The sequence below is a fragment of the Microbulbifer celer genome (assembly GCF_020991125.1).
GTDB classification, from domain to species: Bacteria; Pseudomonadota; Gammaproteobacteria; order Pseudomonadales; family Cellvibrionaceae; genus Microbulbifer; species Microbulbifer celer.
In genome coordinates this window covers 1,294,238-1,309,747 of sequence record NZ_CP087715.1, presented here as the reverse complement: position 1 = coordinate 1,309,747, position 15,510 = coordinate 1,294,238, and the positions used below count along the sequence as shown (strand labels likewise).

Genomic DNA, 15,510 nt, shown 5'->3' with positions numbered 1-15,510 from the left:
CTTTGTAGCCTTTTCTTATCGTGGTCTGTGCATGGACAGCCCGATAATATCCTGATTAATGGCGTGTGCCCGGCGGATTACTGGCGAATCCGCTGACGTTTCTTCCACGTCACCTCATTGCGCAGATAGGCCGGCTCCAGCGCCTCTGCGGATACCATTTCCCCCCGCTGCCACAGCTCAAGCGCTAGGCGCCCGATGTCTTGCGCGTGAACATGGCATTCCTGGACTGTCTCGGTCGGGCTCAAGGGAGCCAGTCCCGGGTAGTGCCAGCCGGGGCCCGCGGCATACCAGGCTGCTCCCGCGGCCATTACCTGGCCTGACTGCAACGCGGTAACCAGCTGCTCAGGTGCCGAAACAGATTCCTCAACCAGGCTGTTTGCGGGATCGCCCCCTCCGTAAACCCCCCAATACACCTCCTGCATACGTGCATCCAGCGCCGCAACCACCGGACTGCTCCCCCATCCTGGAGATACTCTCCGTGCCCCCGAAGCCAATGCCGCCAGACTGGAAACCGGTACCACTGGCTTGTCCGCGGCAAATGCCAGCCCCTGCACACAGCTGACAGCGATTCGTAACCCGGTGAAAGATCCCGGTCCACGGCTCACTGCAAGCGCATCAATTTCCGATAATTTGCACTCACCCTCGGCCAAAATACTGTCCACCATGGGCAGCAGCCGTCGAGTGTGATCACGCTCCGCCTGCACAAACTGTTCACTGACGGCATCACCATCCAGCAGGGCTACGGAGCAGGCGCCAGAGGTGGTATCGATAGCCAGGATCTTCAAACTGAGACCTTCACGAGTTAATTAGCGAGAAAGGACCGGGACGTTCACGGGGCCGGAAACGAAGAGGCCGGAGCGTGCACCGGGCACGTTGTGGGAGGGAATTGTGGCACGCTGCACGACAAACGCAACCAGAGCCTGAAATACACCGAATATAACGAAAGACCCCGGCATAAGCCGGGGTCCATACAGGGGCGAGAAGCAGGGCCCAAAAGCGCTGCATCCATCGCGCCGGGAGAGGTAAGCTTAGGAGCTGGCCTTCTTCGGCGGCCTTCCCCGACGGGCAACGGTTTTGGTACCAGCCTTCGGCGGGCGGCCACGACGGGCAGACTTCTTGGGCGCCGACTTGACCTTTTTGGTCGCCGCTTTCCTGGCGGCAGTCTTTTTCGCCGCCGACTTCTTGGGGCGGCCCGGAGACTTCTTAGGACGACCTGGGGCTTTTTTTGCCGCAGATTTCTTCACCGCCTTTTTAGTCTTGGCTTTTTTAGCAGCTTTTTTGGCTTCGGCCTTAGCCTTGGCCGCAGCCTTTTTCTCCAGCATTTTCATTTTGGCCGACGCTTTCTTCGCCGCCGACTTCACCTTGGCTTCGGCTTTCTTTTCGGCAGCCTTCACCTTCTTGGTATCAGCCTTTTCTCGAGCCTTCTTCCAGCGGCTTTCAAAGGCTTTGACCGCCTTCTCAAACTCTTTTTCCGCTTTGCTGGAGAGTTTCTCGGCCACCTCTGTGACTTTCTGTTTGGCGGACTCTTCAGCCTGACGCACAGAGTCCATAGCATTGGCCTTGGCCAGCTGCAACTTGGCCTCAGCCACTTTCGCGCGCTGATCTTTCAACTTCGCATTGGCTGACGTCAACGCCTTCTTGGCGGCGGGAGTGCCCGATTTCTGCACTCGGGCCCGGGCCTTGCCGACACGGTCGAGCTGGGCATCCATGGCCTTCGCAGCTGAATCCACCGCTTTTTGCGCCTTGGTTACCGCTGGCGATACGCCTGCTGTGGACTTCACTGCTGGCTTTTTCCGCGCTGCGGTCTTCGCCTTTTTAGCACCGGCCTTCTTCTTTGCTACACGTGCCATCCCTTGTCTCCTCCTTCTCTAATATAAAGAAGTCTTTTTGAACACTGAATTGTGTGCCGACAGTTGCCCGGGTATCAGCCCTGGATTTATCACCGCCGGGAGCGTGATCAACTCCCGAAATTCCATTTCACTACCTGCCTTCTGAGTTGCTCGCCGGAAACTGGATGTCGATATTCCGGCTCACCCACCCATTGGACTGGGAATATTGGGAGCAGCTCCGCCATTAAAAATGACACAGCTGTATCAAAGTTAATAAAAAAAAGACGGTTTGCAAGAAGAAACCAATAAAAAAGACCCATTTAGGGCATTTTTATTGAATTTTTTGCCAATCAGCCAGTAAAACCTCCGCTGCACCAAAAAAATAACAAAATTTCAGAATAAATCTGCCGCTAAACGCTGCCGCAAAACCGACTCCAGCGCGTCAATATGATCCGCACGCGCGTTGAGTGCCGGGATATACCGGTATTCCCGACCACCGGCGTCGATAAAATTAGCGCGATTCTCCACCGCGATTTCTTCCAGGGTTTCCAGACAATCCGATGAAAATGCAGGACAGATCACATCCACGCTGGAAACCCCACTCTCGCCCCACGCAATCAGGGTTTTGTCGGTATAGGGTTGCAGCCATTCCGCTTTCCCAAAACGGGACTGAAAGCAGATTTCCCATCTCTCCCTCGGCAGCGAAAGCGCCTCGGCGAGCAGCTCTGCCGTCCCGCAACACTGGTGATAGTAGGGGTCTCCCTTGCGGGTATTGGCCTTCGGGATACCGTGAAAAGACATCAGCAGCTTTTCCGCCGCGCCGTGCTGTTCCCAGTGCTCGCGTACTGAATTGGCCAATGCTTCAATATATGCGGGGTTGCGCCAGTACTCGTGGGCCACGGAAATATCCGGAATATTGCGCTGGCCACGGATTATTTTCGCAACCTGATCGTAAATGGCACCGGTGGTCGTCGCCGAGTACTGAGGATACAGCGGCAGCACGGTGAAAGACTCAACCCCCTGCTCCCGCAGCTCTGCCACGGTTTCGGCCAGATTTGGCTTGCCATAGGTCATGGCGTGGGTGACAACCATGGAACCACCACCCGCTACCGATTTCTGCAGCCGTTCCTGCAGCAACGCAGCCTGGCGCCGGGTGTAATAATCAATGGGCGACCCGGTTACTGGCTCCCCATCCAGCCCGCAATCCCAGATCTCCTCGTAGGCGGGCGCTATGGCCTGCGGGCGGCGGGGCAAAATAAACAGGTTGAGAATCACTTGCCAGAGCGGCCTGGGAATTTCCACTACACGAGGGTCTGAGAGAAACTCCTTCAGGAATTGCCGCACCCCATCAGGGGTCGGCGCCGCCGGTGTTCCCAGGTTCATCACGATAACTGCGTGCTTCATAGCCCCACCTTCTCTCCGATTCAGCTGATTGTCACATTGTGGCTCGTTCAGCCACAAAAAAAGGCTCCGCGAGGGAGCCTTTTACAATCTTTCCGGCCCGAAAGCCATCTATACACTATTTCACGACAACGCGGAGAACACCTTCTCGCGAATATCATCCATAGTACCCACCCCCAGCACTTTGCTGTATTTGGGGGCAGACTCCGGTGCACGCTGCTCCAGCTCGCGGTAAAAGCCCACCAGCGGTTCCGTCTGCTCATGATAGACCGAAAGGCGATTGCGCACGGTGTCTTCGGTATCGTCCGCGCGCTGCACCAGTGCTTCGCCGGTTACATCGTCTACACCCTCGGTTTTAGGGGGATTGTAAATCGTATGATAGACGCGGCCAGACCCTTCATGCACCCGACGCCCGGACAGACGCTTGACGATCTCTTCATCGTCTACCGCAATTTCCAGCACATGATCGATTTTCACGTCTGCATCCAGCAGGGCCTGTGCCTGCGGGATGGTGCGCGGAAAGCCATCGAACAGAAATCCGTTCGCACAGTCCGGCTGCTCAATTCGTTCCTTGACCAGGGCGATGATCAGATCATCCGACACCAATTTGCCCGCCGCCATAATATCTTTGGCTTGCAGCCCGAGCGGGGTGCCGGCTTTAACCGCTGCACGCAGCATGTCGCCGGTGGAAATCTGGGGAATTCCGAACTTCTCTGTGATGAACTGGGCTTGAGTACCCTTGCCGGCGCCAGGAGCGCCCAGAAGAATAATTCGCATAATTAAAGTTTTCTCCAGATTATGCCGACAGGCCGCAATTCGTTATCGCCGGAGCTACTGACTAGTTGGCTATCTAAGAGCAGCTAGCTAGCTTCTACAAGCTCGGCAGGTATAGGCGACCGGTTCGTAAAAAGAGCGCTACCTTACACTCTGCCCCAGCAAGGAGCAAGCCCGCAAGCGGCCAGGCCAAATCCGGTAAATTTGCTACAAAAACTATCGAGTTCCTGACAAATTGCAGCCAGTTGAAGATTTTCGCGCTTTGGGATACCTGCCGACTGAGAGAGCCTTCCCCAGAGTGCCCTTTACCGGATTCTCTACTCTCCGGATTTGGCCTGATCCCAGAGCCGATCCAGCTCCTCAAGTGAAGCATCTGCCGGCTGTCGACCATCTTCCTTCAGGGCACTTTCCACCCGGTTAAAACGCCGCTCAAACTTGCGATTGCACTGTCGCAGCGCAGCTTCCGGGTCAACCTTGAGATGCCGTGCAACATTGACACAGGAAAACAGGAGGTCCCCCAGCTCTTCTCTTGCCCGCTCCGCCCCTTCATTGGCAATCGCCGACCTCAGCTCGCGGATTTCCTCCTCGACCTTTTCCAGTACGCCGTCGATTTCCGGCCAGTCAAACCCGACACCCGCGGCACGCTTTTGCAGTTTCAGAGCACGGGTCAATGCAGGCAACCCCTCGGCCACGCCATCGAGGGTTCCTTTCTCCCCCTTCGCTTCACGCTCCTCAGCTTTGATGGCTTCCCAGTTACGCTTTACCTCAGACTCATCGATATCCGCAATATTGTTATCGCCATAAAGCTGCCCGGAAGGAAAAACGTGAGGGTGCCGCCTCACCAGTTTGCGCACCAGCGTATCGACGATGCGCGAAAAATCGAAACGCTCCTGCTCACTACCCAGTTGGGCATAGAAAATCACCTGGAACAGGAGATCTCCCAGCTCTTCATGGAGGTGCTCGAAGTCCTCCCGCTCAATCGCCTCCGCAACCTCGTATGCTTCTTCTATGGTCGAGGGCACGATCGTGGCAAACGTCTGCTTCAGGTCCCAGGGGCACCCGCCATCCGGGTTGCGCAATTGCGCCATCAGGTGCAGGAGATCATCCACGGTAAAACGCTGCTCGCTCATTCCCCCTCCTCAGTGCAGAATTCTGCGTTGCGCCGAAGCCACGTTGGGCAGCTGATTGATACGGTGCAACACCCGGCTCAACTCTTCAAAGTTATGAATCTCAGCAGTGATCACCATATCCACAGTATGCTTGTGTTTGTTGGAGCGGGTTTCCATGGCGGTAATGTTGATTCTCTGGCTGTCCAGCATCGCAGTGATATCCCGCAGCAATCCGTGGCGGTCGTAGGCTTCCACCATGATTTCCACCGCGTAGACTTCGGTCGGTTTTTCCGCCCACTCAACCTGCAGAATCCGCTCGGGCTCTTCCCGCTGCATGCGCAACATATTGGCGCAGTCTTTACGATGAATGGACACACCCCGACCGAGGGTGATATAGCCCATGATTTCATCCCCCGGAACCGGGTTACAGCAGCCTGCAATCTGCGTCATCAGGCTGCCGACACCATCGATATATACATCCGCCTGGCCATCGCGGGAAACCGGCGCGGTCAACTGCAGCACCGGTTCAGACCGCTCAACCTTCACCATTCTCTGGGCCGCATTCAGCACCTGCCCGACGCCGATATCTCCGGCACCCACCGCTGCGTACAGATCATCCAGGGAATGCATATTGAGCTTGCCGGGAAGCTGGCCAAAGTCGAAATCGATCAATGCCAGGCGCTTGAACTCACCGTCCAGGATAGTGCGGCCCTCGGCAATGTTCTGATCCCGCGCCTGTTGTTTAAACCAGTGAATGACTTTCGCCCGGGCCCGGGAGGTCGTGATGTATCCCATGCTTTTGGAGATCCAGTCGCGACTCGGGGCTTCCCGCTTGCCTGTGAGGATTTCCACCTGATTGGCGGTCTGCAATTCGTGATTGAGTGGCACGATACGGCCATCGACCTTTGCGCCCCGACAGCGATTTCCGATCTCTGTATGGATCTTGTAGGCGAAATCCAGAGGCGTAGCACCGCGGGGCAGGTCTACCACGTGGCCATCGGGGGTAAAGACATATATCCGGGTATCGACATCACTGGCCTTGAGATCCTCCTGAAGGGGATTACCACCAATCTCCTCATGCCAGTCGAGCACCTGGCGCAACCACGAAATTTTCTGCTCGTAACCATCCTGGCCATCCAACTGCCCGGACTTTTTGTCGGTACCCTTATAGCGCCAGTGCGCGCACACGCCGTATTCGGCTTCTTCGTGCATGGCGAAGGTGCGAATCTGTACTTCCAGCACCTTTCGATCCGGGCCGATCACCGCAGTGTGCAGTGAGCGGTAACCATTTTCTTTTGGCGAGGCGATGTAATCGTCAAACTCGTTGGGAATGTTCCGCCAAAGGTTGTGCACAATACCGAGTACCGCGTAGCAATCCCGTACCGTAGGCACCAGAATCCGCACCGCACGAATATCGTAGACTTGAGAAAAGCCGATATTTTTCCGGCGCATCTTTCGCCAGATGCTGTAAATGTGCTTCGCCCTACCGTACACCTCGCCTTCGATTTCCGCTTTTGACAGCTCATCCCGCAGCATTTTCAGCACATCGTCGATGTACTCCTGCCGCGCCAGGCGCTTTTCATCGAGCAGGCGCGCGATCTGCATGTAGTCGTCTGGCTCGAGGTAACGAAACGCCAGATCTTCAAGCTCCCACTTGATGTGGCCGATCCCGAGGCGATGGGCCAGGGGGGCGTACACATCGGAAACTTCGCGGGCAACCCGGCGGCGCTTGTCTTCATCCGCGTTTTTCGCCGCACGGATTGCACAGGTGCGCTCGGCGAGCTTGATCAGAGCAACCCGGACATCGTCTACCAGCGCCACCAGCATCCGACGGATATTTTCCGAATGCTCTTCTACCGCACCCTTCTGGTTTTCCTCACCGGTATCGGCAGTACGATTGCGAATGGCGGCCATGCGCAGCACGCCGCGAACCAGCTTCGCAACCGTCTCTCCCATTTCCTCTTCAACGGTTTTCAGGGAGAGTCGATTTTCCCGCACCGCGCGGTACAACATGGCCGCACACAGGGCCTCGCCATCAATCTGCAGATCCGCGAGAATTTCCACCATCTCCAGGCCGGTCAAAAAGCTACTGGTGCCCTCCGCCCAGATGTTCTCCGCCTCGATGGCCTTATGCTCAGCTTCTTCACTGATCTCCACCGCTCGGCGCAACGTGACCAGGGTGCCGCCGTCGAGCTGGGCGAGCGCCTGCACATGTCGCAACCAGGCTTCCCGATCCAGCGTGCCATCGGCTAGGCGGGGATATTTCTTTCTGACTTGAACCAAGGTAGTACTCGCAGCCTGCAGGTTGAAATTAAGTCGATGTACGGTGACGGTGTCTTTGTGACGCTTTTACAACAGTGTCACTCTACCGACGCCGGGACACGGTGCGGACAACACAGCCCTCAAAAACGGACGACATCTTTCCGGCTATCCATCAAACAGTCCGGAAGACAGGTATCGATCCCCGCGATCGCAGATAATCGCTACGATGGTGGCATTCTCCACTTCCGCAGAAACGCGCAATGCACCCGCCACGGCGCCGCCAGAGGAGACGCCGCAGAAGATCCCCTCCTCTCGCGCCAGGCGGCGGGTCATTTCCTCCGCCTCGACCTGACTGATATCCATTACTCGGTCAACTTCGTCCGGCACAAAGATGCTGGGTAAGTATGCCCTGGGCCAGCGGCGTATTCCTGGAATCGCAGAGCCGTCCGTGGGCTGCAGCCCCACAACCTGGATATCCGGATTCTGCTGCTTCAGGAAGCGACCGCAACCCATAATCGTGCCGGTAGTGCCCATGGAAGAGACGAAGTGGGTGATTTCCCCACCGGTCTGATGCCAGATTTCCGGGCCCGTGGTTTCGGTATGCGCGCTGGGGTTGTCGGCATTGGAGAACTGATCCAACACCAGACCCCGTCCTTCCTCCTGCATTTGCAGTGCCAGATCACGGGCGCCTTCCATTCCCTGCTCAGCGGTCACGAGGATCAGCTCGGCTCCGTACGCGGTCATCGCCGCTTTGCGCTCGGCGGTCGCGCTATCGGGCATGATCAGCACCATACGGTACCCTTTGATTGCCGCCGCCATGGCCAAAGCAATACCGGTATTGCCACTGGTCGCCTCGATCAGCGTGTCTCCTGGCTGGATCTGGCCCCGCGCCTCGGCGCGCGAAATCATCGACAGCGCAGGCCGGTCCTTGACGGAGCCCGCAGGGTTATTGCCTTCCAGCTTGAGTAGGATGGTGTTGCTGGTTTCGCCGGCCAGGCGCTGTAGACGTACCAGCGGCGTATTTCCCACGCAGTCGGCGATGGTCGGATATTGCATAAGCTCAGACAGATTCATCAAAAATCGGGGGCACATTCTACCCCCCCACATCCAAAGCTGCGAATTGCTCTCAATACCCCCACCGATAAATGTCGGTTCAGACCGCTGGGATGGGGTGCTATCTGCACCTATGGCAGGTAGAATTGGGCAAAAATAACACAAACTGATCCAGTCTCCGTCATGGCCAAACTCCACAAGTCCGGCACCGCGCCGACAGCCAGCGGCGAGCGACCGCTGCCCCCAGCCGACGTCAGGCCCTCGGCTCCCCGCTCTCGCCCACGCTCCCTGCGGTCGATACTGTTCCGCTATACCCTGGCCCCCACCCTGGCCCTCGCCGTCCTGCTGTGCCTGGTTTTCACTCTGCAGCAGATGAATGACCGTCGAGATCTGTTACTGAGCCACGGGCGCGCTAGTGCCGAGCAGCTGATCGAACTGATTCACCTGAGCAGTGGTCACTCATTTGAAGAGCGCATCGAGTGGCTCGACAAGAGTCTGCTGGCGTTGATGCTGGATCGCGACATGATCCGCTCTATTCAGCTGTATCGCTCGGATCACGGCACCGACAACACGGAAACATTCACCCTGATCTCCAGTGTCGGCCCCCGGCCTCGCACCACGCACAGTCCTGACGATCTGCGCGGTAAACAGGCGCATATCCACGAAGATGTCGACAGCCTGCAAGTACTTCATCCGCTGAAAGGAGAAGGCACCAATTGCTGGCTGGTCATAGAGCTGCACCGCCCCTACTTCCTGGTAGGCACTTATCAGGTTGCCCTGATCGGTCTGATCGGTCTGATCCTGTGTGCGCTGGCCGCACTGATTTGGGCGGTGTACCTGTCCGAAAAGGCCAGCCGCCATATTTCCGGTTTCCGTGACACCCTCCGCGACATTGGCAGTGGGCACTTTTGCGCTCGGGTGGAAGCCCCGAACAATCTGGAACTCGCGCAGTTTGCCGACGAGATCAACCAGATGGCACAAAATCTGGCAGATCACCAACGGGAGTATCAGGAAAGCCTGCATCAGTCCATGGAGGATTTACGCCAGTCCCTGGACGCCATGGAAGAGCAGAATATTGAACTGGAGCTCGCGCGCAAAAAAGCGGTGGAGAACAGTCGCGTCAAGAGCACGTTCCTCGCCAACACCAGCCACGAAATACGCACCCCCTTGAATGGCATTATCGGGTTCACCAACCTGTTGCTGAAAACTGAAGTGGATGAACTGCAGCAGGACTACCTGCAGACCATTCTGCGCTCTTCGGAAAGCCTGCTCACCACCATCAACGACATTCTGGATTTTTCCCGCATCGAGTCCGGGAACCTGGTGTTTGAACACACACCGATGAATCTGGGACAGGTACTTGAAGAGACGCTGCAGATACTCGCACCCTACGCCTACGAGCACAATCTGGAGCTGGTGCCATTCATCGATCCGCAACTGCCGCCGTCACAAATCGGCGACCCGCTGCGCATCAAGCAGATTTTGAGCAACCTGGTGAGCAACGCCATCCGCTGTTCTGTCGATGGCAACATATCTGTCCGGGTTAGTGTACAAAGCGGTAAAGAATCCGAATTGATAACCCGTATCAATATCACGGACCTCGGCAACCGCATTGATGAAGCAGGCCGTCGCGAACTGAAACAGTTGTTGAGCAGCAGGCGACATCAACAGCAACAACAGTTGAGCAGCAACGGGATGGGGTTGAGCATCGCCCGCAGCCTGATCGAATCCATGCAGGGGGAGATCGGTATCAGTGACGGTGAGAGCGGTGGATTTACCTACCGCCTGTCCCTGCCCTTGGCGGTGGACCGCAATCGCAGCGCGGTTACCCGCGAGCAATTTCCCGCCTGCCGAATCATGATTGCCGACCCCAACCCGATGACACGCCAACAGATAGTCCAATTACTGCACCAGTGGCGAGCGGAGCCAATGGCGCACAATGAAAGCCAGACGCTGGAACCAACACTGGAGCAGTTGTGGCGGCACGATGCCCTGCCAGATGCGGTAATTATCGATACCGCATTTGCAGGGGAAGAATTCGATCAGTTTATCGCTACCGTACAAAAACTGGTGGACACCTTTCAGTGCCGGATCATCGTCCAGGGTTCGCCCATGGATCTTCGCCGCTGTTACGACGCGCTGCGAACCCGCGTGCTGGCTTTTGTCGGCAAGCCGGTGGCACGGGAAGGCCTGCTGCGCGCACTGAAGCGTGCAGTTCCGCATCAATCCCACCCGCGGCCACTCACCGGCAGCTTTCCTCCGCTACCCTGGCCGACAAAGCCCCGGGTTTTGGTGGTGGACGACTATGAAGCCAACCGCCTACTGATGGGTGAGCTGCTGCGCGGACAGAATATTGAGGCCATCATCGCCAGTAATGGTGAAGAGGCGATCTCACTGTGGCGAGAACAACAAATCGATATGATTTTCATGGATATCCAGATGCCGGGCATGGATGGGATTGCGGCCACAGCCAGGATCCGTTCAGAGGAATCCAACTCCCGCACCCCGATCATTGCGCTCACAGCCCATGTAGGTGCCGAGGAAAAATCCCGCCTGCTGAGTGCCGGGCTCGACGACTACCTCAGCAAGCCCGTCAGCGAAGCCCAGCTGAATCACACCATCAAGCGCTGGATGGAAATGCGTGTACAGCCGCCTCAGGAAGCAACTCCGAGGCTGGAGTCCAGGCCGGTGGACATCAGTGAAAGCCTCAAACTCAGCAACAAAAACCCGGAGTTGGGACGAGACCTGTTGCAGATGCTGCTGAAGGGGCTATACGAAGACGAGGAAGAACTGGGTCGCCTGTACCGCGCCGGGGATCACCGTGGGCTTTTTGAACGTGTGCATCGTTTACACGGCGGGTGCTGCTATTGCGGCGTACCGCGTCTTAGGGATGCAACGGAAAAGCTGCAAGAACAACTGCGCCCCTACGCCGCTCAGGAAGATGCCAGTCAAAATCACGCCGCAAATCAGGACAGCAAGGTTGACGACCAACTCTACCGCACGGTGATCCAGGAAGTTCGGGCACTGCGCGACTGGGCCGCGGATCAGGACCTGGCGGCGCTTTTTGGTCTGGAATCGGCTCAGGATCCGGGGGCGGAACCGAAGAAAGCGCTGAATTAACGCTTGGGAACGAGTTTGGAAACGAATTCAGAAACGATTCTAGAAAGCACTGAGGAATAACTCGGTAACCCCTCCCGCGCGATGTTTTCTTCGCCGTTGTGGGCCGCACCTCAACAAGCGGTGGTCGGCCTCAGTCGAGGCTGTAAACCTGGCGAAACAGTTCGCGACTGCGCAGCGGGCGATCGCCCAATTGCGGTGCCAACAGGGCGCGTGTCAGCCGTTTGGCCTCCCCCATCAGCGGCGCTACCAGCTCTGCACCATCGAGTACGGACGCCAACGCAAGTAGCGTTTCGCCCTTGAAATCATTACCCCGCGGCGCCTGTCCCTCGGGTAAAGCGACGGGCACAAGACCATCTTCCAACGTCAACCGATACACCCGTCCGGCGTGTACCGCGCCGCCATCCAGGGTGCTGTAGTTCAGTTGTGGGCAACAGCCGAGCGCGGTCAGCAGTGCCAACTCAAAGCGTCGCAGGGGCGCCTCCAGCTCCTCATTGACCTCACCGCGCAGCGCTCCCAACTCCCCCAGCAGAGTCTGGTAAGCCGCAAAGACGGCCAGTTGCGCCTCCCCCTCCTGCAGCAACCGCACCAGCAATTCGTTGGCATACAGCCCGGCGTAGACGGCGCGCCCTTTCAGCCAGTAGGCTTGCCCGGCATTTTCCAGCGGCCCCAGGGTTTTCAGACTGTGTCGCCCCAACAGGGTCACCAGCAAAGGCGCAAAGGGCTGCAGGGATTTCTGTCGACGCTGCTTATCCCGCCGCGCACCACGGGCAATACAGCCAATGCGGCCGTAGTCCGGCGTCAGCAGTTCAAGAATAAGACTGGAATCGCGATACGGGCGCGAGTGCAGGATATAAGCCGGTTGAGGTGGCAGCTGCTGCACAATAACGAACGCCCGATCGCAGAAGGAAAGGCTTAGCGCCGGTCGACGTAGCCGAGACTGCGCAGCGCGCGCTCGTCGTCCGACCAGCCAGATTTGACCTTGACCCAGAGGTTCAGCATCACTTTGCTGTCAAACAGGCGCTCCATATCTTCCCGCGCCTGTTGGCCGATCTGCTTGATACGCTCACCCTTGGTACCGATCAGGATCCGCTTCTGCCCCGTGCGCTCCACCAGAATAGCGGCGCTGATATGCAAAATCGGCCCATCCTGATCAAATTCTTCCACCTCGACCGTCACCGCGTAGGGAATTTCGGCACCCAACTGGCGCATCACTTTTTCCCGTACGATTTCCGCTGCCAGAAAACGCGAGCTGCGATCGGTAATCTGATCGTCTTCAAAGAAGTGCATACCTTCGGGCAAATGGCGGACAATCACCTCTTCCAGCGCTGGCAGGTTGCCGCCCCGAAGCGCGGAAACAGGTACGATCTCCGCATCCGGAAAACGCTCGGACAGCGCCTGTAGTTGTGGCAACAAAGCAGCCTTGTCATCCAGCTGGTCCACCTTGTTGATGGCAATGATCAGTGGACATTTGAGGCCGCGCAGCTTTTCTGCGACCAGTTCATCCCCTTCCGTCCAGCGCGCGCGCTCCACCACAAACACCACCACATCTACGTCACGGGTAGAACTGATGGCAGCGCGATTCATATAGCGGTTGATGGCCTTTTCCATGCCGGCGTGCAGTCCGGGCGTATCCACAAATACGATCTGGTTCGGCCCCTCAGTCTTGATCCCGAGCATATTATGGCGGGTAGTCTGGGGCTTGCGGGACGTGATACAGATCTTTTGCCCGAGCACATGGTTCAGCAGCGTGGATTTGCCTACGTTGGGGCGGCCGACAATAGCCACGTAACCGCAGCGGCTGGGTTGGTCGTTCAAATTCATCTCCGAAAGGTAGTTCGCCCGATAGCGGGCCTGGGACAACTGTACGCCCGGCAGCCCGTCCGGATCAATAATTGCCCGCACTTATTGTAGCGTCAGATTGCAGGATCAGTTCTGGCCGGTCAGTCGCGCATAAGCAGCTGTGGCGGCGGCCTTTTCGGCGGCGCGACGATTGCCAGCGCTACCGCGCACCGGCTCCTGTAGCCCGGCTACCCGGCATTCCACCACAAATTCCTGTGCGTGCTCTTGTCCCCCTACCTCAATCACGGCGTATTCCGGCAGTGGCTTCTGACGCGCCTGCAACCATTCCTGCAAGCGGGTCTTGGGGTCTTTGGCGCTATCGAGCGCCAAACTCTGCAGGCGGCTGTCATACCACGCCAGTATCCGCTCTCGGGCGACCTCCAGACCAGCATCTAGATAGATCGCACCGATAATCGCTTCAACGGCATCGGCGAGAATGGAGGCACGGCGATGACCGCCGCTCTTCATCTCACCTTCCCCCAGTTGAAGGCAGGGGCCGAGATCCATTTCCCGCGCCAACTTGGCCAGTGTTTCCCCACTGACCAACTGGGCACGCAGGCGGCTCATCTGCCCTTCGCGACCATCGGGAAACCGTTCAAACAGGGCAGCACTGATGGTGAAGCCGAGAATGGAATCACCAAGAAACTCCAGCCGCTCATTGTTGCGGCTGCCGTGGGAGCGGTGGGTGAGCGCCAGAAGCAGCAGGTCTTGCTGAACGAATGAATGGCCCAGCCGTTTGCTGAGCCGTTGCAGATGAAGGTCTGTCACCGGTTAGTAATCGTCACGTTTACGAAACTGCTCAAGGTCGACAAGAGGCTCACAACAGAGATCCGGCCGGGCAGTATTCAGTTGTTTATCAAATTTCATGACTACGTCCACGTTGTGAAACAACGGCTGACGCAGTTCATAATTGATGCTGACCAGAGTACTGTCAGCACCGCGAATAATCTTTACCGATTGCGTGGGCTCTCCGCGCACGTTATTGATGGTGAAAAAACGATCCAGCTCACGCTTGATCTCGGTGTTGCTCATTTCACGCAGCCCGGTGTTATCGGTCAGGCTGAGCAGCCCCTCCTCCACAAAATGTGCGTCGACATATGCGGGCCCCATTTTGGAGACCACCGTCAGACCAAACCCGAAAACCGCAATAACGAGCAACCAACCCCAGTAGCTCATCCCCTTCTGAGCAGCCAGTGACTGCGGACAATGACGTAGCAGAGACATTATGTTGTACCGTTTTGTTGTTCTGATTTATCGTTCTGACGAACGCCGGTCTTCCCTGAACACATAACCTGTCGACCGCATCGCAATCCTTACTCGATGCCCCCTGCCCGTGCAAAGCTGGGCAGGCTGAATAGTTTGTCCCAATGCATCCAGATTGCAAAGGCCTTACCGACAATGTCCTCTTCCGGCACGACGCCCCACTCGCGGCTATCCAGGCTGTTATCCCGGTTATCTCCCATCATGAAGTAGTGCCCCTCAGGCACCACCAGAGCGGGGATATTGGCGTATGGACTCGGCCTCACCTGTTTAGCCATCAGATGGCGCCGGCCGTCGATATCTTCCCACAGGATTTCCCGTTGCGGGTTATACGGCGGCAGCGCACGCTCCAGGGTTTGCGGCTGGGGCTTGCCATTGATGTACAGGGTATTGTTGACCACCTGGATTTTATCGCCGGGCAATCCGATAACCCGCTTGATGTAGTAGGTGTCGTTCATATGCGGCGGGAAGAACACCATCACATCGCCGCGTTTGGGCTCACCAATATCGACGACTTTGGTACGGGAGACAGGCAGGCGCAAACCATAGGCAAATTTGTTTACCAGAATAAAGTCGCCGACTTCCAGGGTGGGGTCCATAGAGGCCGATGGAATCTGGAAGGGTTCCACGAGGAAGGAACGCAAAACAAAGACAATCGCCAGTACCGGGAAAAACGACTTGGCGTACTCCACCAGCACCGGCTCTCGCGCACCTTGCTGCAGCGCGCCCGCGCTATCGCCGGCACCGCTACTGGCGACAGCGGCATTGCGGCCACGAGCCAGGAACAGTGCATCAAACAGCCAGATGGCTCCAGTTGCCACCACCAGTAGCAGTAAAATAAGCGGGAAATTGATATCCATTCA

The 15,510-nt window shown here is 57.2% G+C and carries 13 protein-coding genes; 1 reads left to right on the top strand and 12 read right to left on the bottom strand.

The features are described 5' to 3' along the window. Positions 1-77: 77 nt before the first annotated feature. From tsaB to cysM, 7 genes are all read right to left on the bottom strand, one after another. Complete coding sequence (tsaB, locus tag LPW13_RS05305; protein WP_230438392.1) at positions 78-785, bottom strand: tRNA (adenosine(37)-N6)-threonylcarbamoyltransferase complex dimerization subunit type 1 TsaB; 708 nt, start codon at positions 783-785, stop codon at positions 78-80. Between the two features lie 243 nt (positions 786-1,028). Continuing rightward, positions 1,029-1,709: a hypothetical protein gene (locus LPW13_RS05300; RefSeq protein WP_230438391.1), complete on the bottom strand. Its 681-nt coding sequence runs from the start codon at positions 1,707-1,709 to the stop codon at positions 1,029-1,031. A 513-nt stretch (positions 1,710-2,222) separates the two neighbouring features. After that, positions 2,223-3,233 (bottom strand): ferrochelatase, encoded by a 1,011-nt coding sequence (gene hemH / locus LPW13_RS05295; protein ID WP_230438390.1) that lies wholly within the window; start codon positions 3,231-3,233, stop codon positions 2,223-2,225. 120 nt (positions 3,234-3,353) lie between these two features. Continuing rightward, positions 3,354-4,007, bottom strand: coding sequence for an adenylate kinase (adk, locus tag LPW13_RS05290; RefSeq protein WP_230438389.1), 654 nt, complete (start codon positions 4,005-4,007; stop codon positions 3,354-3,356). A gap of 314 nt (positions 4,008-4,321) precedes the next feature. Further along, a complete protein-coding gene (mazG, locus tag LPW13_RS05285; RefSeq protein WP_230438388.1) occupies positions 4,322-5,134 on the bottom strand; it encodes a nucleoside triphosphate pyrophosphohydrolase in 813 nt (270 codons plus the stop codon). A gap of 9 nt (positions 5,135-5,143) precedes the next feature. Continuing rightward, positions 5,144-7,396, bottom strand: a complete 2,253-nt coding sequence (relA, locus tag LPW13_RS05280) for a GTP diphosphokinase (protein WP_230438387.1) — start codon at positions 7,394-7,396, stop codon at positions 5,144-5,146. 144 nt (positions 7,397-7,540) lie between these two features. Beyond that, the gene (cysM, locus tag LPW13_RS05275; protein WP_230438386.1) at positions 7,541-8,431 is read right to left on the bottom strand and encodes a cysteine synthase CysM; all 891 of its coding nucleotides are present in this window, start codon (positions 8,429-8,431) and stop codon (positions 7,541-7,543) included. 180 nt (positions 8,432-8,611) lie between these two features. Here cysM and LPW13_RS05270 point away from each other — a divergent pair, with 180 nt between their 5' ends. Further along, positions 8,612-11,548 carry a response regulator gene (locus LPW13_RS05270; protein ID WP_230438385.1) on the top strand — a complete coding sequence of 979 codons (2,937 nt, stop codon included), beginning with the start codon at positions 8,612-8,614 and terminating at the stop codon, positions 11,546-11,548. A 130-nt stretch (positions 11,549-11,678) separates the two neighbouring features. On the opposite strand, the gene recO is transcribed toward LPW13_RS05270, so the two are convergent. The 5 genes from recO to lepB form a co-directional block, all read right to left on the bottom strand. Continuing rightward, a complete protein-coding gene (gene recO, locus LPW13_RS05265) occupies positions 11,679-12,428 on the bottom strand; it encodes a DNA repair protein RecO (protein ID WP_230438384.1) in 750 nt (249 codons plus the stop codon). Between the two features lie 32 nt (positions 12,429-12,460). Further along, positions 12,461-13,363 (bottom strand): GTPase Era, encoded by a 903-nt coding sequence (era, locus tag LPW13_RS05260; protein ID WP_377563578.1) that lies wholly within the window; start codon positions 13,361-13,363, stop codon positions 12,461-12,463. Positions 13,364-13,474: 111 nt separating this feature from the next. After that, the gene (rnc, locus tag LPW13_RS05255) at positions 13,475-14,155 is read right to left on the bottom strand and encodes a ribonuclease III (protein ID WP_230438383.1); all 681 of its coding nucleotides are present in this window, start codon (positions 14,153-14,155) and stop codon (positions 13,475-13,477) included. A 3-nt stretch (positions 14,156-14,158) separates the two neighbouring features. Continuing rightward, entirely contained in the window at positions 14,159-14,611 is a 453-nt protein-coding gene (locus LPW13_RS05250) for a DUF4845 domain-containing protein (protein ID WP_230438382.1), read from the bottom strand. An 89-nt stretch (positions 14,612-14,700) separates the two neighbouring features. Further along, positions 14,701-15,507: a signal peptidase I gene (gene lepB, locus LPW13_RS05245; RefSeq protein ID WP_230438381.1), complete on the bottom strand. Its 807-nt coding sequence runs from the start codon at positions 15,505-15,507 to the stop codon at positions 14,701-14,703. Positions 15,508-15,510 lie beyond the last annotated feature (3 nt).